The sequence below is a fragment of the Nocardiopsis aegyptia genome (assembly GCF_013410755.1).
GTDB lineage: Bacteria > Actinomycetota > Actinomycetes > Streptosporangiales > Streptosporangiaceae > Nocardiopsis > Nocardiopsis aegyptia.
Genome location: NZ_JACCFS010000001.1, coordinates 1,878,767 through 1,904,723 on the forward strand (window position 1 = coordinate 1,878,767; position 25,957 = coordinate 1,904,723).

22 protein-coding genes and 1 riboswitch are annotated in these 25,957 nt (G+C 72.0%); of the genes, 11 read left to right on the top strand and 11 right to left on the bottom strand.

All coding sequences use genetic code 11. The features are described from left to right. Positions 1-58 precede the first annotated feature (58 nt). Entirely contained in the window at positions 59-1,150 is a 1,092-nt protein-coding gene (locus HNR10_RS08375; protein ID WP_179822188.1) for a Gfo/Idh/MocA family protein, read from the bottom strand. 324 nt (positions 1,151-1,474) lie between these two features. On the opposite strand from HNR10_RS08375, the gene HNR10_RS08380 reads away from it, so the two are divergent. The 3 genes from HNR10_RS08380 (at position 1,475) to HNR10_RS08390 (ending at position 5,119) form a co-directional block, all read left to right on the top strand. Next, positions 1,475-2,833, top strand: coding sequence for an ABC transporter substrate-binding protein (locus tag HNR10_RS08380; RefSeq protein ID WP_179822189.1), 1,359 nt, complete (start codon positions 1,475-1,477; stop codon positions 2,831-2,833). 349 nt (positions 2,834-3,182) lie between these two features. Continuing rightward, entirely contained in the window at positions 3,183-4,160 is a 978-nt protein-coding gene (locus tag HNR10_RS08385) for a carbohydrate ABC transporter permease (RefSeq protein ID WP_179822191.1), read from the top strand. Beyond that, on the top strand, positions 4,157-5,119 hold the full coding sequence (locus HNR10_RS08390; protein WP_179822193.1) for a carbohydrate ABC transporter permease: 963 nt from the start codon (positions 4,157-4,159) through the stop codon (positions 5,117-5,119). Before HNR10_RS08385 ends, HNR10_RS08390 begins: the two co-directional genes overlap by 4 nt. A gap of 18 nt (positions 5,120-5,137) precedes the next feature. Here the strand turns inward: HNR10_RS08390 and HNR10_RS08395 are convergent, their stop codons facing one another. The 5 genes from HNR10_RS08395 to HNR10_RS08415 form a co-directional block, all read right to left on the bottom strand. Further along, a complete protein-coding gene (locus tag HNR10_RS08395) occupies positions 5,138-6,067 on the bottom strand; it encodes a fructosamine kinase family protein (RefSeq protein WP_179822194.1) in 930 nt (309 codons plus the stop codon). A gap of 14 nt (positions 6,068-6,081) precedes the next feature. Then, complete coding sequence (locus tag HNR10_RS08400) at positions 6,082-6,609, bottom strand: low molecular weight protein-tyrosine-phosphatase (protein WP_053615006.1); 528 nt, start codon at positions 6,607-6,609, stop codon at positions 6,082-6,084. 489 nt (positions 6,610-7,098) lie between these two features. After that, positions 7,099-7,533 carry a response regulator gene (locus tag HNR10_RS08405; RefSeq protein ID WP_179822196.1) on the bottom strand — a complete coding sequence of 145 codons (435 nt, stop codon included), beginning with the start codon at positions 7,531-7,533 and terminating at the stop codon, positions 7,099-7,101. A gap of 8 nt (positions 7,534-7,541) precedes the next feature. Then, on the bottom strand, positions 7,542-9,533 hold the full coding sequence (locus HNR10_RS08410) for a sensor histidine kinase (RefSeq protein WP_179822197.1): 1,992 nt from the start codon (positions 9,531-9,533) through the stop codon (positions 7,542-7,544). Between the two features lie 23 nt (positions 9,534-9,556). After that, positions 9,557-10,822: a PP2C family protein-serine/threonine phosphatase gene (locus HNR10_RS08415; protein WP_179822199.1), complete on the bottom strand. Its 1,266-nt coding sequence runs from the start codon at positions 10,820-10,822 to the stop codon at positions 9,557-9,559. Between the two features lie 505 nt (positions 10,823-11,327). Between HNR10_RS08415 and HNR10_RS08420 the strand changes: the two genes are divergently transcribed. The 3 genes from HNR10_RS08420 (at position 11,328) to HNR10_RS08430 (ending at position 13,184) form a co-directional block, all read left to right on the top strand. Further along, entirely contained in the window at positions 11,328-11,999 is a 672-nt protein-coding gene (locus tag HNR10_RS08420; protein WP_179822201.1) for a biliverdin-producing heme oxygenase, read from the top strand. Positions 12,000-12,148: 149 nt separating this feature from the next. Continuing rightward, positions 12,149-12,799, top strand: coding sequence for a TetR/AcrR family transcriptional regulator (locus HNR10_RS08425; protein ID WP_179822203.1), 651 nt, complete (start codon positions 12,149-12,151; stop codon positions 12,797-12,799). Positions 12,800-12,932: 133 nt separating this feature from the next. Continuing rightward, the gene (locus HNR10_RS08430; protein ID WP_179822204.1) at positions 12,933-13,184 is read left to right on the top strand and encodes a hypothetical protein; all 252 of its coding nucleotides are present in this window, start codon (positions 12,933-12,935) and stop codon (positions 13,182-13,184) included. A gap of 135 nt (positions 13,185-13,319) precedes the next feature. Here HNR10_RS08430 and HNR10_RS08435 read toward each other — a convergent pair whose 3' ends face one another. Continuing rightward, positions 13,320-14,222 carry a 3'-5' exonuclease gene (locus HNR10_RS08435; protein WP_179822206.1) on the bottom strand — a complete coding sequence of 301 codons (903 nt, stop codon included), beginning with the start codon at positions 14,220-14,222 and terminating at the stop codon, positions 13,320-13,322. A 195-nt stretch (positions 14,223-14,417) separates the two neighbouring features. Here HNR10_RS08435 and HNR10_RS08440 point away from each other — a divergent pair, with 195 nt between their 5' ends. Then, positions 14,418-15,380, top strand: a complete 963-nt coding sequence (locus HNR10_RS08440) for an asparaginase (RefSeq protein ID WP_179822208.1) — start codon at positions 14,418-14,420, stop codon at positions 15,378-15,380. 81 nt (positions 15,381-15,461) lie between these two features. Beyond that, positions 15,462-16,730, top strand: a complete 1,269-nt coding sequence (locus HNR10_RS08445; protein ID WP_179822209.1) for an NAD(P)/FAD-dependent oxidoreductase — start codon at positions 15,462-15,464, stop codon at positions 16,728-16,730. Here the strand turns inward: HNR10_RS08445 and HNR10_RS08450 are convergent. Further along, a complete protein-coding gene (locus HNR10_RS08450) occupies positions 16,714-16,905 on the bottom strand; it encodes a ferredoxin (protein ID WP_179822211.1) in 192 nt (63 codons plus the stop codon). The two genes, HNR10_RS08445 and HNR10_RS08450, sit on opposite strands and share 17 nt — an antisense overlap. Before the next feature lie 160 nt (positions 16,906-17,065). On the opposite strand from HNR10_RS08450, the gene HNR10_RS08460 reads away from it, so the two are divergent. Further along, positions 17,066-19,327 carry a DUF4153 domain-containing protein gene (locus tag HNR10_RS08460; protein WP_312889174.1) on the top strand — a complete coding sequence of 754 codons (2,262 nt, stop codon included), beginning with the start codon at positions 17,066-17,068 and terminating at the stop codon, positions 19,325-19,327. A gap of 43 nt (positions 19,328-19,370) precedes the next feature. On the opposite strand, the gene pip is transcribed toward HNR10_RS08460, so the two are convergent. After that, on the bottom strand, positions 19,371-20,327 hold the full coding sequence (pip, locus tag HNR10_RS08465) for a prolyl aminopeptidase (protein ID WP_179822212.1): 957 nt from the start codon (positions 20,325-20,327) through the stop codon (positions 19,371-19,373). A gap of 109 nt (positions 20,328-20,436) precedes the next feature. Continuing rightward, a complete protein-coding gene (locus HNR10_RS08470; RefSeq protein WP_179822214.1) occupies positions 20,437-21,408 on the bottom strand; it encodes a DUF4429 domain-containing protein in 972 nt (323 codons plus the stop codon). A 154-nt stretch (positions 21,409-21,562) separates the two neighbouring features. Here HNR10_RS08470 and HNR10_RS08475 point away from each other — a divergent pair, with 154 nt between their 5' ends. After that, complete coding sequence (locus HNR10_RS08475; protein ID WP_179822216.1) at positions 21,563-23,278, top strand: AMP-binding protein; 1,716 nt, start codon at positions 21,563-21,565, stop codon at positions 23,276-23,278. A 206-nt stretch (positions 23,279-23,484) separates the two neighbouring features. Beyond that, positions 23,485-24,546, top strand: a complete 1,062-nt coding sequence (locus HNR10_RS08480; RefSeq protein WP_179822218.1) for a 3-deoxy-7-phosphoheptulonate synthase — start codon at positions 23,485-23,487, stop codon at positions 24,544-24,546. A gap of 105 nt (positions 24,547-24,651) precedes the next feature. On the opposite strand, the gene blaOXA is transcribed toward HNR10_RS08480, so the two are convergent. After that, positions 24,652-25,563, bottom strand: coding sequence for a class D beta-lactamase (gene blaOXA / locus HNR10_RS08485; protein WP_312889175.1), 912 nt, complete (start codon positions 25,561-25,563; stop codon positions 24,652-24,654). Between the two features lie 166 nt (positions 25,564-25,729). Beyond that, a riboswitch (glycine riboswitch) is annotated at positions 25,730-25,830 on the top strand. Positions 25,831-25,957 lie beyond the last annotated feature (127 nt).

Consider the following 25,957-nt stretch of genomic DNA (forward strand, 5'->3'; position numbering starts at 1 on the left):
CGCTGGCCGCACTGGGCGCGCCGGACGCGCTGACCCCACCGGGCGCGCCCGGTGCGCCTCAGAGCTTCTCGACCGTGCCGCTCGCGGCGCCGCGCATGGCCGCCTCGATGATCTCCAGTCCGTGGATCACCTCGTGCGGGTCGACCGGCAGCGGCTCGCCCTCGCCCACGGCGTCGCGCACCCCAGCGTAGAACTCGGGGTAGGCGCCGCGCGCGCTGGGCACCGGGCGGGTGTCGCCGTCGGCGCCGACGACGCCCCAGGAGGCCTCCGGCAGCACGCCCCAGTCATCGGCGTCCGGGCGCTCGCCCGCGACCAGCCGCTCCTCCTGCGCGTCCATGCCGTGGCTGGTGAACGCGCCCTGGTCGCCCAGGACGTGGAAGCGCGGGCCGATCTGAGCGGCGAGCGCGCTCATCCACAGGTGCGAACGGGCGCCGCGGCGGTGCGTGAGGGCCAGGAACACGTCGTCGTCGGCGCCCGCGCCGCTGCGCCGGGAGTCGATCTCGGCGTAGACGGACTCCACCGGCCCGAACAGGTTGACCGCCTGGTCGATGAGGTGCGGGCCCAGGTCGTAGAGGATCCCCGCGCCCTCGCTGACCGCGCCGCTCTCCCGCCAGGTGTCCTTGGCCCGGGGACGCCAGCGCTCGAACCGCGACTCGAAGCGGTGCACCCGCCCCAGGGCGCCCTCCTCGATCAGCCCCCACAGCGTCAGGAAGTCGGCGTCCCAGCGACGGTTCTGGTACACGGTGAGCACCTGCCCGGCCCGGTCGGCGTGGTCGGTCAGCTCCCGCGCCTCGTCCGCGGTGAGAGCGAACGGCTTGTCCACGACCACCGCCAGGCCGGCGTCCAGCGCCGCCCTGGCCAGCGGGGCGTGGGTGTCGTTCGGGGTGGTGACCACCGCGATCTCGTAGCGGTCGGCGTCGGCCCACAGGTCCGCCGCGGTGGGGTACACGGTCACGCCCGGGTAGCGCGCCTCCGCAGCGGCTCGGCGCTCCGGGTTGCCCGTGACGATCGCGGACAGGCGGAGCCCGGGGACCGCGTCGATGAGCGGGGCGTGGAAGACCTCGCCGCCCTTGCCGTAGCCCAGCAGGGCGACGTGCAGTTCCGGTCCGTCGGGTGCGCCCAGGTCAGGGCGGTGCGATGCGTCAGCCATGTGCCCCAACCTACGACCTGCGCCGGGTGTCCGGTTCCGGGCTCCCGAGCGGCCCGGGGCGCACGGTCGACCGGTCCGCGGCGGTGGTGCGCCGAGGGGATCGGCGCGACCGGGCGCCGGGACGAACGGCCCGCTCCACCGGGCCCACGGGCGGCGTTCTGCCAACGATGCCTGCAAGTTTTCGTATCGTTACGCAAGTTATTGCAGTAACTCTGGACATTTCGCGGAAACCAGACTTTCATCGTCACGATGGATGACGTGGGTCACACCCCATGTCCGGACTCGCGCCTGAACCTTGGCCGGGCGAGCGACGAAAGGGCCTCCATGGGAAGAACGAACGGCCGGACACCGACCCGCCCCGCGATGGTCGCGGCGGCGAGCGGTCTCGCCCTCCTGGCGTCGGGCTGCGGCTACCTCAGCGGGGAAGGCGGCTCCAGCGGCGGCGGCACGGACGCCGCGGACGTGGACTGCTCCCCCTACGAGCAGTGGGAGGACATCGGCGGCACCGTCGACATCTACTCCTCCATCCGTGACGAGGAGGCCGAGCGGATGGACCGCTCCTGGGCCGACTTCGCCGCGTGCACCGGCATCACCATCGAGCACGAGGGCAGCGGCGAGTTCGAGGCCCAGCTGCCCATCCGGCTCGACGGCGGCAACGCCCCCGACCTGGCCCTGATCCCGCAGCCCGGCCTGCTGCAGAGGGTCGTCGAGGACGGCCACGCCCTCCCCGTCTCCGACGGCGTGCGCGAGAACGTGGAAGCCGGCTGGGGCGAGGACTGGCAGGGCTACGCCAGCGTCGACGGCGAGCTGTACGGCTCCCCCTACGGCGCCAACATGAAGTCGATGGTCTGGTACTCCCCGACCTACTTCTCCGACAACGGCTACGAGGTCCCCACGACGTGGGACGAGATGGTCGAGCTCAGCGACACCATCGCCGCGGACGGCACCAAGCCCTGGTGCGTGGGCTTCGAGTCCGGTGACGCCACCGGCTGGCCCGGCACCGACTGGATCGAGAACGCGCTGCTGCGCACCTCGGGCACCGACGTGTACCACGACTGGATCTCCCACGACGTCGCCTTCGACTCCCCGGAGGTCGAGGAGGCCTTCGACCTGGTCGACGGGATCGTCCGCAACGAGGACTACGTCAACGGCACCTTCGGCGGCACCGACAGCATCGCCGTCACCTCCTTCCAGGAGGCCGGCCTGCCCCTGCTCGACGGCGGTTGCGCCATGTACCTCATGGGTTCCTTCTACGGCGCCCAGTTCGAGGAGGACGTCGAGATCGCCGAGGACGGCGACGTCTACGGCTTCGTCCTGCCCCCGCTGGAGGAGGGCGGCGAGGTCCCGGTCATGGGCGGCGGCGAGTTCGCGGTACCCTTCGCCGACCGGCCCGAGGTCGTCGCGGTCCACGAATACCTGTCCACGGCCATGTACGCCGACAGCCGTGCCTCCGAGGGCGCCTGGGTCTCCGCGCACCAGGACCTGGACCCGGCCAACCTGGCCGACCCGACGGACCAGTTCGCGGCCGAGGTGCTCAACAACCCGGACACCGTCTTCCACTTCGACGGCAGCGACGCCATGCCCTCGTCCATCGGCACCGACGTGTTCTGGGGCGGGATGGTCGACTGGGTGACCGGCAGCTCGACCGGCGAGGTGCTGGAGGGCATCGAATCGGCCTGGTAGCGCTCGGGCGGGCTCGGGCGCCCTTGAGACGGGGCCTTCGCGCCTTCCGGTGCACTCCCTCGTTCCTCGGGAGTGCACCTCCAGGCCCTCCAGGACCCGTCGGCGCCCTCACTGTGCTTTCTTCGGGCCTCCGCTCGTTCCTCGCTTTGGCCCGGTCCAACCCCCTAGGGCTGACGAATGCGCTCATGTGCACCTTCGGCCCTGGGGGCCGTAGGGTTCGGGGCCGGAAGGAACCTGGCCCCTTCCGGCCCCGGATCACGCAATTGGACTCCGCACACCGTTTCCCATGACCCGACGGGGGCCCGGCTCGTACCGGCCTCCCTTCCCAGGCACTGACCAAAGGGCTCCCATGGAGTACTCGTTCCTCAACGACCTGCCCAAGGTCGTGTGGATGCTCATCGGCATCGCGAGCTTCCTCGCCGTCATCGGCCTGATGCTCGTGGTCATCGACGTCCCACGCACCCGACGCGACCGCTGGCAGGCCGTCCTCTTCCTCGCTCCCGCGCTGATCCTGCTGGTCGGCGGGGTCGTCTACCCGGTGCTGCGCACCACGATGCTGTCCTTCTTCGACCGCTCGGGCACCGAGTTCGTCGGACTGACCAACTACCTGTGGATGTTCCGGCGCCCGGAGATCCTGCTGGTCCTGCGCAACACCCTGCTGTGGGTGATCTTCGCGCCGGCCCTGGCCACCGCGGTCGGCCTGCTGTACGCGGTCCTCATCGACCGGTCGCGGTTCGAGTCGATCGCCAAGTCCCTGGTGTTCCTGCCGATGGCGATCTCCCTGGTCGGGGCGAGCATCATCTGGCGGTTCGTGTTCGCCTACCGGCCCGCCGACCAGGAGCAGTACGGGCTGTTCAACCAGATCGTCGTCTGGCTGGGCGGTGAACCGCAGCTCTGGTTGCTCGACCAGCCGCTCAACACCTTCCTGCTCATCCTGGTCCTGATCTGGGTCCAGGCCGGTTTCGCGATGGTCGTCATGTCCGCCGCGATCAAGGCCATCCCCTCCGAGATCGTCGAGGCCGCGCGGATCGACGGCGCGGGACCCTGGCAGCTCTTCAGCCGGATCACCCTGCCGTCCGTGTGGCCGACCCTGCTGGTCGTCCTCGTCACCATCACGGTGCAGACCCTGAAGGTGTTCGACATCGTCCGCACCATGACCGGCGGCAACTACGGCACCAGCGTCATCGCCAACGAGATGTACAGCCAGGCCTTCCAGCAGGGCCAGGTCGGGCAGGGCTCGGCCCTGGCCGTGTTCCTCTTCGTGCTGGTGGTCCCGCTGGTCATCCTGCAGATCCGACGTACGCGTAAGGCGAGGGAGCTCGCATGACCCCGACGACGACAGCCCCCGCGCAGGTGCCCGCGCGCACGCGGCGGCGGGGCGGCGCGGCCGCCCGGGTACGGCGGCGGCTGAGCGGCACGCCGGCCGGCCTCGCGGCGATCGTCATCGCCGTGGTGTGGACCGTGCCGACGGCGGGCCTGCTGGTCTCCTCGTTCCGCCCGGCCGAACAGATCCGGACCACCGGATGGTGGACGTTCTTCTCCTCGCCCGACGTCACCCTGGACAACTACCGGGACGTGCTCTTCGGGTCGAGCAGCGACGGACAGCTGGCCACGCACTTCGTGAACTCGTTCGTGATCACGCTGCCCTCCACGGTGTTCGTGCTCGTCATCGCGGCGCTGGCGGCGTACGCGCTGTCGTGGATCGACTTCCGCGGCCGGGACTGGATCTTCCTGGGGATCTTCGCGCTCCAGATCGTCCCGCTGCAGATGTCGCTCGTGCCGCTGCTGAGCTTCTTCTCCCAGGGCGTGTCCGTCGGCGACGTCCAGATCCTGCCCGCGTGGGAACTGAACGGCGCGATGGCCTTCACCAACGTGTGGGTGGCGCACACGATCTACGGACTGCCGCTCGGCATCTTCCTGCTGCACAACTTCATCTCGCAGCTGCCGGGCACGCTCTTCGAGGCCGCGCGCGTGGACGGGGCCGGACACGGCACGATCTTCCTGCGGATCGTGCTCCCGCTCATCACCCCGGCCCTGGTCTCCCTGGGCATCTTCCAGTTCCTGTGGGTGTGGAACGACCTGTTGGTCGCGCTGATCTTCACCGGCGGTGACGAGTCGACGGCACCGCTGACGGTGCGCCTGGCCGAACTCGCCGGCACCCGCGGCGAGGCCTGGCACCGCCTGACCGCGGGCGCGTTCGTGTCCATGGTCGTGCCGCTGCTGGTGTTCTTCCTGCTCCAGCGCTACTTCGTGCGCGGCCTGCTGGCGGGCAGCGTCAAGGGCTGACGCGGCCTTCGGAGGCCGTCAGCCGCCGCGCAGAGCGGCGCGGGCGGCCTCCAGGGCCGTGGTGCGGTAGGCGGCGCCGAAGAGGCACACGTGCACCAGCAGCGGGTGCATCTGGTGCAGGGCCACCCGCGAGCGCCACCCCGCGGAGAGCGGCGCGACCTCGTTGTAGGCGTCGCGGACGCGGTCGAGGTACGGGAGGCCGAACAGCGCCAGCATGGCGAGGTCGGCCTCCCGGTGGCCGCCGTGCGCGGCCGGGTCGACCAGGACCGCGTCCCGCGACCCCCACAGCACGTTGCCGCTCCACAGGTCGCCGTGCACGCGGGCCGGCGGCTCGGGCGCGCCGGCCAGGTCCTCGACGCCGTCGACCACCCGCTCGACGATCCGGGCGTCGGTCGGCGTCAGGCCGCCGTTGTCCAGGGCCCGGCGCAGATAGGGGCGCAGTCGCTGCTCGGCGTAGAAGCGCGGCCAGTCCCGCGCGGGGGTGTTGTCCAGGGGCAGCGGGCCGATGAAGCCCGGCCAGGGCGCCCCGAAGGAGCCCGCCCCGGCCAGATGGGTCCGGGCGAGTCGGCGGCCCAGCCGCTCGGCCGCCTGCGGCGTGGGTTCGCACTCGTGCACCCACGGCAGGACCACGATGCGCTCGTCCCAGGCCAGCGGGGTCAGCACAGGAGAGTCGGGGGCCTCGCCCAGCCACTCCAGGCCACGGGCCTCGGCGGTGAACACCCCGCTGGGCTCGGCCTCGCGCGGCAGCGCCTTGACGAACAGGCGGGTGCCGTCGGCCAACTCGGCGTAGGCGATGTCCCAGTCGTGGCTGCGCCCGGCCCGCGCGGCCTGCCGGACCTCGCGTCCCAGCAGCGCGGTGAGGCGTTCGGCCATGGTGCCGGTGACCGGATCCCTGCGGCGCTCCCCGGTGCCGTCGTCTCCGTCGTCCCCGCCGCCGACGGGTCGCATGGCCGGGTCCCCGTTCACCCGCGCAGCCGTGCGACGAGTTCGCCGGTGAGGCCCTTGGCGGCGGACTCCAGCATGTTCAGCACGGCCGTGAACCCGTCGTCGCCGCCGTAGTAGGGGTCGGGCACCTCGGGGTTGGCCCCGCTGGCGGGCGCGAAGGAGCGGAAGAGGCGCAGGCGGGAGATGTCGAAGCCGAACTCCTCGCCCCGCTCGTCGACCACCCTCCGCACGACGTCGAAGTTGTCCAGGTCCATGACCAGCACCAGGTCGCGGTCGGCCAGGTCGGACGGCTCGAACTGGCGCGCGGTGTGCTCGGTGAGGTAGCCGTGGACGCGCAGTGTGGAGGCCGCACGCGGATCCATGCCCCCGCCGACGTGCCAGTCACCCGTCCCGGAGCTGTCCACCTCCACCAGGTCGCCCATCCCGGCCCGTTCCAGATCGGCGGTGAGGACCTTCGCGGCCATCGGCGAACGGCAGATATTGCCCAGGCACACGACGCTGACGCGGTAGGGACCTGTGGGATCACGCGGTTCCGGCAAGCTCATACCTCTTACCGTAACGAAAAACCGCGCCCGCCACCTGCTCCGAAGCCGCGAGTTCGCCCCGTCCCGCCCACAGGGCCCCACGATCGCCTGTCCGCCGCCCGGAGTCCCGGTTCGCAGCCGCCCAAAGAGGCCCACCACCCGGAGGCGCGAAAGGTAGGCCGTTCAGCTATGGGGGTGGGCAGGAGATGGGAGCTGCCCGGAACGGCCTGGCTCGACCCGAGGGGGTGGGAGGTGAGCGGTTCCGCTCGTGGGGACCACAGGGGGTCTATCCGGGCCAAAGCGAGGAACGAGCGGAGGCCCAAAGAAGGCACAGGGGTGAGGGGCGCGCCGGTGCCTGCAGGAGGAGTCTCTGCCGCCAGCGAGCTTGGGATGGGACTGCGGCCGAAGGCCGTCCGTTGAGGGTGGTGGCGGGCGACGGGCGGGACAGGCAGTAGCGACGACGAAGGCCCCGGCGTGAAGCGCCCCGAACCCTCGCCCCGAACCCAACCCTCAGCTCTTCGGCAGCCGCACCACGGTCACGAAGAAGTCGTCGATCTGCCGCACGACCCTGATGAACTGGTCGAAGTCGACCGGTTTGGGCACGTAGGCGTTGGCGTGCAGCCGGTAGCTGCGCAGCACGTCCTCCTCGGCCTCGGAGGTCGTCAGGACGACGATGGGGATGTGCGCCAGATCGTCGTCGGCCTTGACCTCCTCCAGCACCTCACGGCCGTCCTTGCGGGGCAGGTTGAGGTCCAGGAGGATCAGGTGGGGGCGGGGGGCGTCGGCGAACTCGTCTTCGCGGCGCAGGAAACGGAGGGCTTCGACGCCGTCGGACACCACGTGCAGCCGGTTGCCCAGCTTGTGTTCCTCGAACGCCTCCTTGGTCATCAGGACGTCACCTGGATCGTCCTCGACCAGCAGCACCTCGATGGGATGCACCAACATGACCTCGCTCAAACGTCCAGACCCCTGTCAGGGCCCCGCCCGTGACCGGGGGGAACCGTTCCGCCGCCGTACGCGGTCCGAGCGGAGGGCGTCGCGTCGGACTCGTCGTCCGGCGTGTCGCCGTCTCCTCCCGGTACGTGCGTACCAGCGGACTGTCGTTCGGCCGTGGAGGCCGACTCCGCGGGGGCGGATCCGGCCTGCTCGGTGCCCTCGACTCCACTGTCGGAGTTAACGCCGTCCTCGGGCTCGGCGGTTCCCTTGGCCGCTTCCCCTTCGGGACCGTGTTCCGACTCGGTGTCGGCGGGCAGAGCCCAGCATATGCGGGTTCCGGTCGGTCCGGAGCGCGCCGCCGCCGTGGTTCCGGTCTGTTCGTCCCCCTCCGGGCCGGTGTCCAGCCAGATCCGTCCCCCGTGGAACTCGATGATCTTCTTGCACATCGCGAGGCCGATGCCGGTTCCGGTGTACTTCTCCCGGGTGTGCAGCCGCTGGAAGATCACGAAGATCCGCTCCGCGTACTGCGGTTCGATGCCGATCCCGTTGTCCTCACAGCAGAACACCCACTCGTCGCCCTGGCGCTCCACGCTGATGTGGACCCGCGGGTCCTCCTCGCCGCGGAACTTCACGGCGTTGCCGACCAGGTTGAAGAACACCTGGGTGAGCAGGGTCCGGTCGCCCTGGACGGTGGGCAGCGGGTCGCCGGTCACCTCGGCTCCGGCCTCCTCCAGCCGGGTGGACAGGCTGCTCAGGGCGTCGCCGAGGGCCACGTCCAGGTCCACGGGAGCGAAGTTCTTGGTGCGCCCCACGCGGGAGAAGGCGAGCAGGTCGTTGATGAGCGTCTGCATGCGCTTGGCGCCCTCGACCGCGAAGTCGATGTAGGCGTCGGCGCGCTCGTCGAGCTGTCCCTGGTAGCGCCGCTGGAGCAGCTGGCAGAAGCTCGCCACCTTGCGCAGCGGCTCCTGGAGGTCGTGCGAGGCGACGTAGGCGAACTGCTCCAGTTCCAGGTTGGACCGGCGCAGCTCCTCGGTCTGGTGCTCCAGCAGCGAGGACTGCTCCTGGAGCTTGCGCCGGGCGGAGGCGACCTCGTCGAGGTCGTGCACGATCCGTTCGCGCATGGAGTCGACGTCCCGGCCCAGGCGGACGATCTCGGGCGGCCCGTGCAGGGAGATGCGGTGCGCGTAGTACCCCTCGGACACCTGGCGCATGTGCCCGGCGAGTTCGTCCAGCGGGCGCAGCACCCACTGCTGGAGCATCACCCACAGGAAGACCGACAGGAACACCACGACCAGCCCGACCAGGACCAGTAGCGCCACGACCTGCTGGGTGGCCATGGTCAGGCCGCTGCGGGCGTCGTCGATCTCGGACTGCAGCTGCGCCGCGGCGCTGTCGCTGACCCGGTTCAGTTCCAGGAACAGGACGCGACCGCGCTGGAGCTCCTCCTGGCTGGGCGTCTCCCCGGCGTTGACCTGTTCCAGCGCCGGCTCGGCGAACTCCTCGGTCCAGACGGTCCCGGCGGTGAGCAGCTCGTCGATGCTGTCCGCCACCTCCGGGTTGGTCTCGGCGAGGGCGGTGAGCTCGGCGCGGCTCTCCGTGAGCTGGAGGCGGGCCTCGACGAAGGGCTGGAGGAAGTCGCGGTCCTCGGTGAGGATGTAGCCGCGCAGGGCGTGGTCCTGGCTGAGGTAGGCCGACCGGGTCTGCTCCACGGCGGAGACCGCCGGCGTGAGCGACTCGACCTGGAGTTCCAGGGAGTCGCGGGCGTTGAGCGCGGCGAGGGTGATGACCGAGACCGCGACCACGAGCACGACCGCGACCACGGTCAGCAGACTGGTCACGCGGCGGCGCAGGCTCCAGGACTCGTGTCCGGCGCGGACCCGCCGCTGCAGGGTCAGGGTGCCGCCGTTGACGAAGTCGTCGCCCCCGGGCGGCGTGCCGGCGTCCGGCCCGGGTCCGGGCGCACCGGTGTCCGGGGACGGCCGCCCGGATCCTTCGCTGTCGGGCTCCATGCTCGTCCCCTCCCCCGTGGGTCTCACTCCGGATCCCCGTGCGTGATGAGCAGCATCGCGACGTCGTCCTGGAGCGGTCCGCCGTTGCTGCGCTCGGCCTCGTCCACGAGGTGTTCGGGCAGCCGCGAGAGGGACACGCCCTGGTCCAGGATGCCCGAGACCATCCGGCGCAGTCCGGAGACCTCCAGGCGCGAGGGGGGTCCGCCGTCGTAGGCGTCGACGAGGCCGTCGGTGTAGAAGAGCATGCTGGCGCCGCGGGGGAGGACGACCTCGTCGGTGTCGGTCTGCTCGACCGGGAAGACGCCCAGCGGGGGCTGCGGGGTCGCCGGGGCCTCCACGACCGTGCCGTCCTGGACGACCATGGGCGGGGGGTGGCCCAGGACGCGGGTGCGGACCCGGTCACTGCCGGTGTCCAGGCTGGCCATGCACAGCGTCGCGTACATCTCCTCCTGGGCGCGCTCGCTGACGAGGATGTCCTCCAGGTTGGGCAGGACCGCGTCCTCGGCGACGCCCGCCATGATGAACGCGCGCCAGGCGATGCGCAGGCTCACGCCCAGGGCGGCCTCGTCGGGGCCGTGCCCGCTGACGTCGCCGATGATGACGTGGGTGGTGCCGTCCTTCTCGACGGCGTCGTAGAAGTCGCCGCCGACCACGGCGCGCTCCCGCCCGGGACGGTAGTAGGCGCGGTGGCTCAGGGGGGAGCGCTGGAGCAGGACCTGGGGCAGGAGGCCGCGTTCCAGGCGCATGTTCTCGCGGGCGTGGATCCGTGCCTCGCGGAGCTGGCGGGCGTTCTCGTCGGCGCGCCGCCGCTCCAGGGAGTAGCGGATGCTGCGGCCCAGCAGGGAGCCGTCGACCTGGCCCTTGACGAGGTAGTCCTGGGCGCCGGCGGAGACGGCGGCGATGCCCTCGTGTTCGTCGTCCAGGCCGGTGAAGACCACGACGGCGGCCAGGGGAGCGCTTTCCAGCACCTCGCGCAACAGGTCCAGGCCGTGGGCGTCGGGAAGGTTGAGGTCGAGCAGGACGCAGCCGCGGAACCCCTTGAGGTGGTCCCGCGCCGCCTGGAGCGTGGAGACCCAGGTGATACGCGTGGCGAGGACGGTGTCGGCGAGCAGTTCCTCGGCGAGGAAGGCGTCACCGGGATCGTCTTCGACCAGTAGGACGTCAACCGATTCGACGGGAGCCTCCACTCGATCGTCCGGCGCGGTGTCGTCACCCAGGGTCGTCGTTCCGTGTCCGGCATGCCCGTTGAGGGAGGCGGCGTCGACCGTCTCCTCACTGATCACCGTCACGGGATCGTGCCCTGTTCCCCTGTTATCCACTCATCGCCTTTGGTCTGCCGTCCGTCAGGTGCGTTGGCCCCGCTGGTGGAGCCCCAGATGGACACCTGGGGTCTTTCCGGCGGTCCGGACCGCACGACATGCAAACGATAATCGCCCGGAAGACCTGTTGACCAGCGGGCGTAACGAGACACATCCAACGATGGCGGACGGAACCGCCACGCCGTCGCGTGCGGGAAGGGGCTCGTCCGGTCCCAACGGCCACGGCGCGGTGGCCATTCCACGAACCCGACCGATCGGGCATATGCGCATGCAGGAGCATGTGCAGGATGTGACGCGGAGCACGGCCGGAGCCGCGTCCGCCGGTGCGCACCGACGGACGGCCGTCACCATTCGTGACCGAGCGAAGACCGAGTTCCACTTTTTTCTGACAGGATGTCGTATAAGCCTTGACAGCGATGACTCCCTAAATGACATCATGTCAGAAAATGTTCCGATTGGAAGGCGGACAGCGCAGATGAGCGCGACGGCCGAGGCCACCCTCCCCCTTTCCCCCGAGTTGTTCTCCGAACGCCTCAAGGCCGCCACCTGGCGCGACCACGAGAACGCCGAGTACCACGGCTTCACACGCGCCCTCATGGACGGCACGCTGCCCCTCGACGGCTACACCGCCATGGTCGCCCAGCACTACTTCGCCTACGCCGCCCTGGAGGAGCTCGGCTCCCGCCTGGCCGACCACCCCGTGGCCGGCCGGTTCGTCCGCCCGGAACTCCTGCGTCTGCCCGCCCTGGTCCGCGACCTGGAGCACCTGCTCGGACCCGCGTGGCGGGACCGGGTCTCCCCCAGCCTCGCCACCCGCACCTACGTGGCGCGCATCGAGCAGATGGCCGACCACCCCGAGGGGTTCGTCGCCCACCACTACACGCGCTACATGGGCGACGTCTCCGGCGGCCAGTTCATCCGCCGCGTCGTCGCCGAGGCCCACGGGCTCGGTGACGGGCACGGCGTGTCCTTCTACGTCTTCGACCGCCTCGGCAGCCTGCCGAAGTTCCGCGCGGACTACCGGGCCCGCCTCGACGCCCTGGAGCTGGACGAACCCGCCGCCCAGCGGCTCATCGACGAGACCCGGCTGGCCTACCAGCTCAACACCGAGGTCCTCGCCGACCTCGGGCGCGCCTACTGCCAGTGACGCCCGGCCGGGCTCGCCGGGCGCGAGGGAGAGGATCCCGCGCCTCCGCGAGCCCGCACGGGGACACCGGTCTCCGGCCCCCTGGCGCCCCCACGGAGGGACGGTCCGTGCGGGGCCGCCAGGGGCGTCGGTCGTGACACCATAGGAACATGCCCAAGATCACGGCCCCCACCATCGCCGCGCACCGCGCACAGACGCGGGAGCGCATCATGGAGGCTGTCGACGAGCTGATCCGGTCGCAGGGGATCGACCGCGTCTCCATGACCGACGTGGCCAACGCCGCGGGCATCACCCGCACCGCGCTGTACAACTACTTCCCCGACAAGCCGGCGCTGCTCCTGGCCTTCACCGAACAGGTCAACGCCGCCTTCGTCGAGCGGTACCGGCGCGAACTGCCCTCGGGCGTGTCGGCGGCGCGACGGCTCTCGGCCTTCCTCCGCCTCCAGTTGGAGGGCATCGTCGCGCATCCGCACCCGCCGGCCGCCGAACTCGGCGCCAGCCTCGGCCCGGACGCCTACCAGGCGCTCGCCGCGCACGTGGCGCCGATGCAGCGGCTGCTGACCGAGATCCTGGAGGACGGCACAGCCGCCGGGGAGTTCGACCCGCTGCCGGCCGGGGCCACCGCGGGGCTCACGCTGTCGATGGTGGGGTCACAGCGCATCCCGCTCGTCAGCGGCGACATCGACCTCAACGACACCCACGCTCTGGTGACCCGTTTCGTGCTGCGCGGACTCGGCGTGCCGGCCGAAACCGTCGACACGGTACTTCCCCCTTCCACCACGCACGGTGGCGAATCGTAAGCTCTGCGCGATAAGGGCGTGTCCGTAACGGGCGCCCTTACGTACGCGAAGCGATATCGACTCGATACAGCGCGGCGATGTCGGCAAGAATCGGGACCCCTTCCGCCCCTCGAACCGTGAGGTCCTCCCCGACGTGTCCCTCGTGCTGATCGTCGTCGGCGCCGCACTGGTGTCGGCCGCCCTGTTCAACAAGGTGCCCCGGTACGTCCCGGGCAGGCTGCCCGCCCCGCGCGGCTCGGGGGTCGCGACCGCGCGCCGGACGGCCGCGCCGCCCCGCCTGCGCTGGGCGTCCGCCCGGCTGACCGAACAGGGCCGGGCCCTGCTCACCACGGTCGGGGGCAGCGCGCTGATCGTGGCGTTCTTCCTCACCCTGTCCGGGCTCTGAGCCCGCCCGTCGCCCACCACCGCCCGGGGGCCGCTTCGCGGCGGGCGGGCCACCCTCAACGGAGGCCTGCGGCCCAGCCCACCCGTCGCCCACCAACGTCCGGGGTGCGCTCCGCGCAGGGTGGGACTACCACCCTCAACGGAGGCCTGCGGCCCAGTTTTTTCCCAGGTGCGCGAGGAGGCCGCCCGCGACCGTCGCGGCGATACCGCCCGTCACCGCGGCGGCGGTCGCCACCCGCTCACGCAGACGCGTGTCCCGGTGAGCTGCCAGCTCCGCGATCGCCCGGTCGGTCGTGCCGAACGAGCCGCCGCACAGCAGCGGGTCCAGCTCCAGGGCGCGCCAGCGGGCACGCCACGGGCGCAGCGGGTCGAGCCCGCCGGGCGGCGGCGCCGTGCGCGGCTTCCAGCGCGTCGGCAGGCCCACCGGGTCGGCGGGGATCGGCAGCAGTCGCGGCGCCGGGCCGGAGTAGCGCAGCTCGCCCGGGGCGTTGGCGATCATCTCCACCAGCAGCTTGGCGCAGGCCCGCGCGTCGCCCAGCGCCGTGTGCTGGCCGGTCGGCCAGTCCCCGCTCAGCTGGTAGGACGCCTTCGGCAGCGAGTAGCGCTCCAGGCTGAGCTGCGAACGCAGCGCCCGCAGCGTGCACAGGCCCGACTGGCCTGCGGGCAGCCCGGCGGGGACCAGTTCCGCGGCCAGGAAGCGCTGCTCGAAGTCCAGGTTGTGGCTGACCACCACCGCTCCCGACAGCAGCCGGGCCAGGCGCGGCGCCAGCTGGGCCACCGTCGGCGCCCCCACCGTGTCACTGTCCCCGATGCCGTGGAACTCCTGTCCGCGGACCTCGGCACGCGGGTCGACGAGTGTGCTGAACTCCTCGACCACCGTCCCGTCACCGCGCACCCGCACGACGGCGACCTCGACGATCCGGGCCCCGGTGCGCGGCTCCAGGCCCGTGGTCTCGGTGTCGAGCACCGCGTACTCCAGGTCCGCCGCCCGCATGCCGACCCGGCGTCGGGTCAGCGCGCCCATCCGCAGCGTTCCCATCGTGTGTCCTACTTCCCGTCTCATCCGTCCCACCAGCGCGTCCAGCGCCTGCCGGGCGTCCGCAACGACCCTACTCCCCGTTCCCGACACGGCTCCCCGCCCGGAAGAACGGGTCGTTATGTAACGTTCTTACGCGTGTCCGCCCCTCAGCGGACACCCCCGCACAGAACGACCTCAACGGCGAGGAGAACCCGCATGCCCCGGACCGCCCTTCCCGAGTACGTCCCCCTGGCGGAGGTCATCCGCTCCGGGATGCGCGAGAGCGTCCACTACGGGGCGGTCGTCGGCCTGTCCGCGTCCGGCCGCGTCGCCCACGCCCGCGGCCCCGTCCACCAGCCGATGTTCCCGCGCTCGGCGGCCAAGCCCTTCCAGGCGCTGGCCATGCTCCGCGCCGGCGCTCCCCTGGCGGGCACGTCGCTGGCGATCGCCGCGGGCAGCCACGGCGGGGAGGACTTCCACGCGGCCGAGGCCGAGCGGATCCTGACCGCCGCCGGACTCACCCCCGACGCCCTGGGGTGCCCGGCCGACGTCCCCGGCGGGAAGAGCGCGAGACTGGCCTTCCTGCGCGCGGGACGCGAGCCCGAGCGCCTGCTGATGAACTGCTCCGGCAAGCACGCCGGCATGCTCGCGGCCTGCGTGCGCCAGGGGTGGAGCACGGAGGACTACCTCGATCCCGCCCACCCCCTCCAGGTGCTCGTCCGCGAGACGATCGAGGACGTGTGCGAGGAACCGGTCGCGCACACCGCCGTGGACGGCTGTGGAGCGCCCCAGCTGGCCGTCACCCTGGCCGGGCTGGCGCGCGGCCTGTGGCGGATGCGCACGGCGCCCCGGGACAGCCACGAGCGCGCCGTCGTCGACGCCATGAGCTCGCACCCCGAGTACGTGTCCGGTACCGACCGGACCGACACCGAACTGATGACGCGGCTGCCGGGCCTGGTCTCCAAGGTCGGCGCGGACGGCGTCCTGCTGCTCGGCGCCGCCACCGGCGAGACCGTCGCGGTCAAGATCAGCGATGGCGACGCCGAGGGGCGGGCGCGTACGCTGGTCGCGCTCGACGCGCTGCGGACCCTCGGCGTGGACGTCTCCCCCGTCCAGGACCGGCTGCGCGTCGACGTCCTCGGCGGTGGCGCCCCCGTGGGCGAGGTCCGACCGGTCTAGGGAGCGCGTCCGGGGGACACGCTCCGGGTCCGGGTCCGGGTCCGGGCCCATCCCCGAATCCACGAGTGAAGGGAGTGCACGGTGCCGTCCACCCTGAGGGACGTCGTGATCGCCGGTGCCGGAATGGCCGGCCTGCACGCGGCCGAGGCGCTGCGCCGGAAGGGCTTCGAGGGGCGGGTGACGCTCGTGGGAGAGGAGCCCCACGTTCCCTACTCGCGCCCGCCGCTGTCCAAGGAGGCCCTGACCGGGATCGGCATGGAGCCCTCCGGCGGCGAGCCCGGCTGGCTCGTCGGCCACCGCTCGCTCCGCCTGCTCGACGACGCGGAGATCGCCGGCCTGGAGCTGGACTTCCGGCCTGGGACGCGAGCCGTGGGCCTGGACCCCGCCGCGCGCGAGGTGACCGTCACCGGACCCGACGGCCGTACGACGCCCCTGCGCTACGACGGGCTGGTCGTCGCGACCGGCGCCCGTGCCCGCCGCCCGGACACCGGTCTCGCGGGCGTGCACGTGCTGCGCACGCTCGACGACGCCGAGGCCGTGCGGGCGGAGTTCGACTCCGCGGGCCGCGTGGTCGTGGTGGGGGCCGGGTTCGTCGGGGCCGAGGTGGCCGCGAGCGCCCGCGCCGTGGGCATGGACGTCACGCTGATCGAGGCCGCGCCGACCCCGCTGACGCGCGCGATCGATCCCCGGGTCGGCGGTGTGTTCACCGAACTGCACCGGGAGAACGGGGTGGACGTGCGCCTGGGCGTCGGCGTCGCCGGCTTCGAGGGCGGCGACCGGGTGGAGCGGGTCCGGCTGGCCGACGGCACCGCGATCGAGGCCTCGCTGGTCGTGGCCGGACTGGGCGTCGAGCTCAACACCGAGTGGTTGCGCGGGTCCGGGGTCGAACTGCTCGGCGACGGCGCGGTGCTGTGCGACGAGTACTCGGAGACCACCGTGCCCGGCGTGTACGCGGTCGGCGACCTCGCGAACTGGCCGCACCCCCGGTTCGGCGGACGGATCCGGCTGGAGCACTGGACCAACGCGAGCGAGCAGGGCACGGCGGCCGCGCACAACCTGCTCGCCGGAGGGGGGCGGGTGCCCTTCACCCCGGTGCCCTACTTCTGGTCGGACCAATACAAGAAGAAGATCCAGCTGCTGGGGCAGGGTGCCCCGGCCGATGAGGTCGCCTTCGTGCACGGTTCACCGGAGGACCGAAAGTTCGTGGCCTTCCTGGGGCGCGGCGGCATGCTCACCGGCGTGCTCGGGCTGCGGTCCACGCCCCGCACCATGCGGTACCGGGGGCTGTTGGAGAAGCCCACGACATGGGACGAGGCGCTGGACGCGGCGGGGTTCAGTCCCGCACGGTGATGGCGCGCTTGGGGCAGAGCCGCTCCGCCTCGCGTACGCGCTCGTGCAGCTCGGCCGGGGGTTCCTCGGTCAGCAGGTAGAGGAAGTCGTCGTCGCGGACCTCGAAGACCTCGGGCGCGGCCCCCATGCACAGGGCGTTGCTCTCGCACTCGTCGAAGTCGACCTTGACTCGCATGGTTCTCCACTCCTCGCGCGGACGGTGTCGGCGCTTCGACCCTAGCGCGCGGGGGTCGGCGGCGAGCTTCGTCGGTCCGTTCCTGTGAACCGATACCGGTCGGTCCTGGTCTTAACTTCAGTAACGACGGCGGGTGGCCGCCGTCCGAGGAGAGGACAACGTGACCGCTACGGACGACAGCGCAGGACGGCAGGGGCCGGCCCCCGGGTACGCCCGGCCGCACGGCGGGACGGGATACGACGCCTACGGGCGCCCGGTCCACCCGGGGTGGGCGGGGGCGCCCTCGCCCTACGAACGGCCCCGACCACAGAGGGTGCCGCTCCCCCAGGCCCCCGTCTGGCTCCCGATCGCGCTGGTGGGCGTCGGCGTCGTGGCGGCGTTCCTGGCGACGCTGAACCGCCCGGGGCTCGGCCTGGTGATCACCGGCGTGGTCGCGGGCCTGACCGCCCTGGCCGCCCTCATGGTGCGTCCGGCCATCCCGGAGAGCGGTGTTCCGCCGGAAGAGGCGAAGGAGGACGTGACGCCTTCTCCGGACGCCCCGCGCGGGCGTGCCGTCGCCGAGGCGGGGACGAACCCCCGGGTGCACGCGACCGTCACGCCGGAGCCCGCCGTGGACGCTGGGCCTGGGACCCCCGACGTACCGGAGGAGGCGGTCGGGACTCCGGACGCGGCCGGGGAAGAAGGCCCGGACGAGTCGGGGGACGAGAAGCCCGACGAGGACGCCCGGACCGGCGACGCCGCCGCGAGTGAGGACTACGCCGGGCCGGACGCCGAGGACGGGGCCCACGAGGCACCGCCGACCGCCGAGGGCGGTGCGTCCGGGGGCGAGACGGACGGGACGGAGACCAGGGACGCCGACAGCCCCGTACCGGAGGCGGACACCGACCCGAAGGACACCGAAGCGCCCCAGGGCTACCCGGGCCACCCGGGCTACGCCGCGGCCCCCTGGCCCCGCCCCGGGTACGCCGACCGGTCCCACCCCGGGTACCCCGGGCACGCCTATCCGTGGCACCACGGCAACGCCCACGTCCACCAGGCCTACGCCGCCCACGGCCACCGGCCCCCGTACGAGCCGCCGCCCGCCGCGCCGCCGCGGCCCGACCGGTACGCCTACACGTGGTCGGCGGTCTTCGGCGTCCTGGCGGCCGTCCTGCTGGCCACCGCGGCCCTGCGGGACGCGGGCTGGGTGCTCGTGTGGACGCTGACGGGCTCGTTCCTCCTCGCCTCGATGGCGTTCGCGACCCGCAACCCGGCCGCGCGGCGGAACGCCGTCGGCGTGGCCACGGGCGCGTTGGCCCTCCTGCGCAACCTGCCCGCCACCCCGAGGTTCCTCCTCAGCCCCCTGAACACCAAGCGCGCCGCCGGCCTCGTGCTCCCGCTCATCGTCACCTCGATGGTCACCCTCGGCCTGCTCCTGGTCTTCGGCCTGCTGTTCGCCCTCGCCGACCCCGTGTTCTCCGCCTACATCGGGCGGATGTTCACCTCCGTCGGGACGGGCTCGGGCCTCCTGCGCCTGTTCGGCATGCTCGTGACGATGCTCCTCACCGGCGCGGCCGTCCTCACCGCCCGCCGGTACCACCGTCCGCGTCCCCGCCCGGCCGCGCCCGCGGCCGACCCGCTCTGGCCGGTCTGGGTCTGGACCGTGCCCCTCGCCGCCCTGGTGGCCCTCTTCGTCGCCTTCGTCGGCGTGCAGGCCGCCGTCATGTTCGGCGGGGACGACTACGTGCAGCGGGTCTCCGGTGTCATCTACGCCGAGTACGCGCGGCAGGGCTTCTTCCAGCTCGTGGTGGTGAGCGCGCTCGTCCTGGGCGTCATCGCGGTCGCGGTCCGGCTGCTGCCCTCGCGCATCGCCTCGACGCGGACCCTGCGCAACGCCCTGCTGGGCCTGCTGTGCGTGCTCACCCTGGTCATCCTCGCGTCCGCGATGATGCGCCTGCAGCTCTACATCGACACCTTCGGCCTGACCCGCCTGCGCGTCAGCGCCGAGGCGTGGATCCTGTGGAGTGCGGGCGTGTTCGGCCTGGTCATCGTGGCCGGGCTGTGCAACACCCTCGGCCGCTCGGCCGCCTGGCTGCCACGGGTGACGGTCGCCTTCGGCGCCGTGGCCCTGGCCGTGTTCGCCTACGGCAACCCCGACCTGCGGATCGCGGAGAGCCACCACGACCTCGACCTGGCCGCCGTGGACACCTGGTACCTGCGCGACCTGTCCGCCGACGCGGTCCCCGGACTGATGGGGCTGCCCGAGCACGAACGCGACTGCGCCCTGGTGGGACTGCGCGACCGGCTGGACGACCCCGACGGTCGCGGGGTGGCCGCCTGGAACCTCTCCCGCGTCCAGGGGCGGCAGCAGCTCGCCGAACTGGGCCTGTTCAACGATGTCAGCGGCCTCGACTGCGGCGTCCGCGACTACGTCGACTGGTGAACACACCGCCCGGGGGCGCGCCGCGGCGCGCCCCCGGCCGCGGTCACTTCGCGAAGCGGTCGGTGGCCTCGATGAGCCGGTCGAGGATGCCGGGCTCACTGAACGCGTGGCCCGCGTCGTCGACGATGTGGTACTCCGCCTCCGGCCACGCCCTGTGCAGGTCCCAGGAGGTGCGCACCGGTGTGCACGTGTCGTAGCGGCCCTGCACGATCACTCCGGGGATGTGCCGGATCTTCTCCGCCCCGTCGATGAGCTGGTTCGGCGTGAGGAACCCCTTGTTCGTGAAGTAGTGGTTCTCGATCCGGGCGAACGCCAGCGCGTAGTCCTCGTCCGCGTGGTGGGCGCGCAGTTCCGGGTTGGGCAGCAGCGTCACCGTCGAGCCCTCCCACACGCTCCACGCGCGGGCCGCGGCCAGGCGGACCGCGCGGTCGGGGTCGTTCAGACGCCGAGCGTAGGCGGCGATGAGGTCGCCGCGCTCCTCCTCGGGGATGGGCTCCAGGTAGGACTCCCACAGGTCCGGGAAGAGCATCGAGGCGCCCTCCTGGTAGAACCAGCGCAGCTCCTCGTCGCGCAGGGTGAAGATGCCGCGTACGATCAGCTCGCTGACCCGGTCGGGGTGCGTCTGGGCGTAGGCCAGGGCCAGGCAGCTGCCCCAGGATCCGCCGAAGACCTGCCAGGTCGGGGCGCCGATCATCTCCCGCAGCCGCTCCATGTCCTCCACCAGCGTCCACGTGGTGTTCGTGGACAGGTCGGAGTCCATCTCGCTCGCGTGCGGCGTCGAACGGCCGCAGTTGCGCTGGTCGAACAGCAGGACCCGGTACTTCTCCGGGTCGAACAGCCTGCGGTGGTCGGGAGTGCAGCCGCCGCCGGGACCGCCGTGCAGGAACACCGCGGGCTTGCCCGCGGGGTTGCCGCACAGCTCCCAGTACACGCGGTGGCCGTCGCCGACGTCGAGCATGCCCGAGTCGTAGGGGTCGATGGGCGGATACAGGGTGCGCACAGCCGTGCCCTTTCGTGTCGCGTGGGCCCCGGGTGTCTCCCGGGGCCTGGTCCGGGGGTGCCGGAGCGGGCGGGTCCACCGGCCCCCGGTCGGGGCCCGCGGATCCGGTTCAGAGGCGGTCCAGGAGTTCGGCCTTCTTGGCGCTGAACTCCTCATCGGTGAGCAGGCCCTCGGCGTGCAGGCGCCCCAGCTCCCGGATCTTGGCGAAGACCGACTCCTCCTCCGCACTGACGCCGGGGGCCGCGGGCAGCGCCGGGGCGGCCTCCTCCGCGACCGCGTCGGCGGGCTCGATGTGGGCGTTCAGGGTCGCCGCCATCAGCAGCGTCTCCTCGCCGCCCTTCGTGCCGTGGGAGGCCAGGGTGAAGAAGTCGTTCTCCAGCTCCGTCGCCTCGGGGATCGTCACACCCCGCAGCACGATGCGCAGGTACCCCTCCGTGACGTCCACCGGCGGGTACCAGGTGGCCGACTCGATCTCCGACAGCCGGTACTCGCGCGACTTCTCCCGCTCCTTGGCGGTGCTGGAGAGCCATCCGTCCCACTGCAGCCGCACACGCGTGCCGTCGAAGGACGCCGAGCCCTCCGCGGTGCGCACCTGCACGGGCGGCCGGGCGACCAGCCCCTTGGCCACCTCCGCCGGGTCCGGGGCCCGGTCGGCCAGCTCCCGGGCGTACCTGGCCGCCGAGGCGAGCTGGTCGGAAAAGTACTCGGCGAGGAGTTCGCGGTCGTTCGGTCCGGTCAGCACCAGCGGTGTCGGCGCCTCGCTGCCCGGCCCGCCCAACTGCGCGTAGGGGTCGGTGCCGTCGGCCAGGCGCAGCCGCAGGCGCCAGTCGGAGGAACTGCGCCGAAGGCGTCCGTTGAGGGTGGCCCACCCCTCGCGCGAAGCGGCCCCGGGCGGTGGTGGGCGACGGGAGGGCTTGCGGTCGCCCTGGTCGAACTCGACGTCGGCGACGGCCGCCAGCGGAACCGCGCAGCTGCCCAGTGACTTGAACAGCGTCGGCACCTTGCGGCCGGAATCGAAACGGATCCGCACCATCTCGTCGTCGAGCCGCCAGGTCCCGTGGTGTCCGCGCAGTTCCTCCATAAGCACCAATCCTAGAGCGCACGGCCCTCGGGGGTGGAAGCGTCGGAGCCGCCCCGCGCGGGTAGGACTCGCAGAGCACGCCCCACCCGCCCCACCAGGGCGGAACCGTGGACGGTGCGGTCGCCGTGCCGTCCCGAAGCGGAGGTCGCCAGCGATGTCGAAAGAGAAGGCCGCCGCGGGTGCGGCGGAGTTCCGGGCCGCGCGGGACCTGCTCCTGGAGCACCGCACGGACCAGGAGAAGGCGCACCGAGAGTTCACCTGGCCCCGGTCGGAGCACTTCAACTGGGCCCTGGACCACTTCGACGCGGTCGCCCGGACCCGTCCGGACCGGACCGCCCTCTGGGTCGTCGCCGAGGACGGCACCGACACCAAGTACACCTACCGCCACCTGTCCGAGCGCTCCAACCAGGTGGCGAACTGGCTGATCGGGCAGGGCGTGCACCCCGGCGACCGGATCATGGTGATGCTCGGCAACCAGGTGGAGCTGTGGGAGACCACGCTGGCCGCCGTCAAGCTCGGCGCCGTGGTCGCCCCCACCGCGCCGATCCTGTCCGAGGGCGACCTGGTCGACCGGTTGGAGCGCGGCGACGTCCAGCACGTGGTCTGCGGGGTCGAGGCGACCGAGAAGTTCGCCGACCTGCGGGGCCACTGGACGCGCATCTGCGCCGGGTACATGGACGGCTGGCTCAACTACGCCGACTCCGAGCACGCCGGGCTGGACTTCGCGCAGCCGCACGCCACGCACCCGGACGACCCCCTGCTGCTGTACTTCACCTCCGGGACCACCGCCCGCCCCAAGATGGTGACCCACACCCAGAGCTCCTATCCCGTCGGCCATCTGTCGACCATGTACTGGCTCGGTGTGCAGCCCGGCGACATCCACCTGAACGTGTCCCAGCCCGGATGGGCCAAGCACGCCTACAGCAGCATGTTCGCGCCCTGGAACGCCGAGGCGACGGTGCTGGCGCTGGACCAGGCCCGCTTCGACCCCGAACGGCTGCTCGACGAGGTGGTGCGCCGCGGCGTCGACACCCTGTGCGCGCCACCCACGGTGTGGCGGATGCTCCTGCAGACCGACCTGGGCGCGTGGCGGGTGGGGCTGCGCGAGGCCCTGGCCGCGGGCGAGCCGCTCAACGCCGAGGTCGTGGACCGGGTCCGCGAGGCGTGGGGCATCACCGTCCGCGACGGCTTCGGCCAGACCGAGACCACCATGCTCGTCGGCAACGGCCCCGGTCGGCCCGTGGTGCCGGGGTCCGTGGGCCGTCCCCTGCCGGGCTACGACATCGTCATCGTGGACCCGGCGACCGGGGAGCCCGCCGAGACCGGGCAGATCGGGGTGGACATGACCCGGGATCCCGTCGGTGTGATGCGGGGGTACGCCGACTCCGACGACGCCGGCGGACGGGTCCGCCGGCACCTGTACCTCACCGGCGACATCGCCGGCCGGGATTCCGCCGGGAACCTGCGCTATATCGGCCGTACGGACGACGTCTTCAAAGCCTCGGATTACCGCATCTCGCCATTCGAGCTGGAAAGCGTCCTCGTCGAACACGAATATGTGGCGGAGGCCGCGGTGGTCCCCTCTCCGGACCCGTTGCGCCTGTCCGTCGCCAAGGCCTACGTCGCCCTCGCCGACGGGGTGGCGCCCGACGCCGTCACCGCGCGCGCCATCTTCTCCTACGCCCGCGAGCGCCTCTCGCCCTACAAGCGGGTCAGACGCCTGGAGTTCGCGGAGCTGCCCAAGACGGTCTCGGGTAAGATCCGCCGTGTGCAGCTGCGCCGGGCCGAGGCCGAACGGGGCGCGGTCACCGATGGTGCGCGCCACCCGCGCGAGTACTGGGAGGAGGACCTCCCCGGGCTGACGGACTGATCCCGGCGGCCCGCACCCGATCCGGAATTACCACGGAAATGCGTCTCATATCATGAGACAATTCGCTGGGAAAATCGCCGGTGTGGTGTTTCCCATCGTGTGGACCCGTGTCGATTCTCCATGCGGCTCCACGTCGCCCCGCCCGGCCGCGCTACTGTTTTTTCGTGGCCACTCTCGGCCAGACCGGACGGATCTAGGGGAAGACCATGCCCAGCACCAACGACACCAGGGTGGCCAGCTACCAGCCGCTCATCGCCCCCGAGGACCTGCTGGCCGAACTCCCTCTGGGCCCCGAACGCAGCACCCTGGTGGAGGACTCCCGCGCCGAGGTGACGCGGGTCCTCAACGGGGAGGACGACCGTCTGCTCGTCGTCGTCGGCCCCTGCTCCGTGCACGACACCGAGTCCGCCATGGACTACGCCGAGCGGCTCAAGGCCCTGGTGCCGTCCCTGAACGACGACCTGTGCGTGGTCATGCGCGTGTACTTCGAGAAGCCGCGCACCACGGTGGGGTGGAAGGGCCTGATCAACGACCCCGGCCTGGACGACACCTACGACGTGCACCGCGGCCTGCGCACCGCACGCAAGCTGCTGCTGGACATCAACTCCCTCGGGCTGCCCGCCGGGACCGAGTTCCTCGACCCCATCACCCCGCAGTACATCGCCGACGTCGTCTCCTGGGGCGCGATCGGCGCGCGCACCACGGAGAGCCAGGTGCACCGCCAGCTGAGCAGCGGCCTGAGCACCCCCGTCGGCTTCAAGAACGGCACCGACGGCGACGTGCAGGTCGCCGTGGACGCGGTCGGCGCCGCCGCCGCCTCGCACACGTTCTTCGGTGTGGACCCGCACGGCGCCGGCTCGGTGGTCGTCACCGACGGCAACCCGGACTGCCACGTGATCCTGCGCGGCGGCCGCAGCGGCCCCAACTACGAGGCCGCGCCGGTCGGGGCCGCCCTCGACGTCATCGAGAAGTCGGGGCTGCCGCGCCGCCTGATGATCGACGCCAGCCACGCCAACAGCGGCAAGGACCACACCCGCCAGCCGGGGGTCGCCGCCGCCATCGCCGCCCAGGTGGCCGAGGGCCAGAAGGGCATCATCGGCGTGATGCTGGAGAGCTTCATCGTCGAGGGCGCCCAGAAGCTCGGCGACCCGTCCGCGCTCACCTACGGCCAGTCCATCACCGACAAGTGCATGGGCTGGGAGACCACCGAGCACGTGCTGGCCGAGCTCGCCGAGGCCGTGCGGCAGCGCCGCAAGACCACCGCCTGACCGGGTCCGCCCGGCGAACGACCGGAAGCGGCCGGACACCCCGAGGGGTGCCCGGCCGCTCCGCGTATCGGGGCGCGCCCCGGACCGTGCCCGGGCGCCGCACGGTCAGGCCGCCTCGGGCGGCAGGACCTCCAGTTCCGCCAGCAGGTCGCGGGCCAGGGGCTCGCGCAGCTCGGCGTCGGCGTCCCCCTCGATCTCCACCCGCAGAGCGAAGGTGTGGACGTCGGAACCGCTCTCGACCCAGCCCACCCACCAGCCGGGCGAGGGGTCGACGTCGGCGCCCCACCCGCTCTTGGCGTACAGGCGGTAGTCCTCCGCCTCCTCCACCAGGGCGATCTCGTGCACCGCCTCCTGGTGGGCGGTGTCCACCGGCAGCTCCTTGCGGGCCAGCAGGGACAGGAACTCGGTCTGCTCCTGCGCGGAGACCTCCAGCGGGCCCTCCAGCCAGAACCGGTCGACCTCGTCCGGGCCGCCGACCTCGCGGTTGCCGTAGTCCAGGCGGTCCACCCACGCGGCCATCGGCTCGTGTCCGACCCGCCTGGCCAGCTCCTGGTAGACGGGGACGTTCGACAGCGGGAAGGCGTCACGCAGACCCATGTCCTGTTCCCACTCCGCCACCGGCTGCGGCTCGCCCCCGTAGGGCAGCACCTCGTCGACATCGGCCACCGCACCGGTCTGCAGGCCGATGAGCGTGTTGGGGATCTTGAACGTGGACGCCGGCGGCTGCCGCACGGCCGCCTGCTCGGGGTCGACGACGGTGGTCACCCGCGAGTCGGCGTCGTAGAGCACGAAGGTGCCCTCCAGCCCCGCGTCGGCGAAGTGGGACTCCAGGTCGGCGCGCTCGACGGTGGTCACGTCCCCCCGCACGCTGCCCGAGACCTGTTCCGGCCGCGGCCCCTCGGGTTCCTCGGCGCACCCGGACACGACGCCCGTCAGTGCCAGAGCGCAGCCCGCTGTCACCACGAGTCGGCTCCGGCGCTCCACCGGCCGGCCCGGACGCTCGATGTCGGTACCCACTCCAGTCCCTCCGCGTCTGCGCGTACGGCCCTCTGGGCCCTGTCCCGACCCCACACGCTAGTCCCTACGGTCGCGCCGTGGGGCGGGCTCCGGTGATCGTGTCGTCGCACACGCGTCGGGCGGTCTTGGGGGCCGACTGTGGCCGCTGCTAGGCTGAACGTGTTGCTGACCCCGTACGGGAGAGCGTCCGCGTAGCCAACACGGGCCGCCGAAGGAGCAATCCCTCCCCACAGACAACCTCTCAGGCACACGGACCGTACGGGCGAGACCACTCTGGAAAGCAGGGACCGACGTCCCTCGCCGAAGGTGCAAGCCACGCCGGGCGCGCGGTGAAGCTCTCAGGCATCGATGACAGAGGGGGAGGATGGCAACGCCACGCACGTCACGACGCCCA

Coding starts and splice junctions, on each gene's coding strand:
- HNR10_RS08375 (WP_179822188.1), bottom strand. CDS start 1,150: ATGGCTGACGCATCGCACCGCCCTGACCTGGGCGCACCCGACGGACCG.
- HNR10_RS08380 (WP_179822189.1), top strand. CDS start 1,475: ATGGGAAGAACGAACGGCCGGACACCGACCCGCCCCGCGATGGTCGCG.
- HNR10_RS08385 (WP_179822191.1), top strand. CDS start 3,183: ATGGAGTACTCGTTCCTCAACGACCTGCCCAAGGTCGTGTGGATGCTC.
- HNR10_RS08390 (WP_179822193.1), top strand. CDS start 4,157: ATGACCCCGACGACGACAGCCCCCGCGCAGGTGCCCGCGCGCACGCGG.
- HNR10_RS08395 (WP_179822194.1), bottom strand. CDS start 6,067: ATGCGACCCGTCGGCGGCGGGGACGACGGAGACGACGGCACCGGGGAG.
- HNR10_RS08400 (WP_053615006.1), bottom strand. CDS start 6,609: ATGAGCTTGCCGGAACCGCGTGATCCCACAGGTCCCTACCGCGTCAGC.
- HNR10_RS08405 (WP_179822196.1), bottom strand. CDS start 7,533: ATGTTGGTGCATCCCATCGAGGTGCTGCTGGTCGAGGACGATCCAGGT.
- HNR10_RS08410 (WP_179822197.1), bottom strand. CDS start 9,533: ATGGAGCCCGACAGCGAAGGATCCGGGCGGCCGTCCCCGGACACCGGT.
- HNR10_RS08420 (WP_179822201.1), top strand. CDS start 11,328: ATGAGCGCGACGGCCGAGGCCACCCTCCCCCTTTCCCCCGAGTTGTTC.
- HNR10_RS08425 (WP_179822203.1), top strand. CDS start 12,149: ATGCCCAAGATCACGGCCCCCACCATCGCCGCGCACCGCGCACAGACG.
- HNR10_RS08435 (WP_179822206.1), bottom strand. CDS start 14,222: ATGGGAACGCTGCGGATGGGCGCGCTGACCCGACGCCGGGTCGGCATG.
- HNR10_RS08440 (WP_179822208.1), top strand. CDS start 14,418: ATGCCCCGGACCGCCCTTCCCGAGTACGTCCCCCTGGCGGAGGTCATC.
- HNR10_RS08450 (WP_179822211.1), bottom strand. CDS start 16,905: ATGCGAGTCAAGGTCGACTTCGACGAGTGCGAGAGCAACGCCCTGTGC.
- HNR10_RS08470 (WP_179822214.1), bottom strand. CDS start 21,408: ATGGAGGAACTGCGCGGACACCACGGGACCTGGCGGCTCGACGACGAG.
- HNR10_RS08475 (WP_179822216.1), top strand. CDS start 21,563: ATGTCGAAAGAGAAGGCCGCCGCGGGTGCGGCGGAGTTCCGGGCCGCG.
- HNR10_RS08480 (WP_179822218.1), top strand. CDS start 23,485: ATGCCCAGCACCAACGACACCAGGGTGGCCAGCTACCAGCCGCTCATC.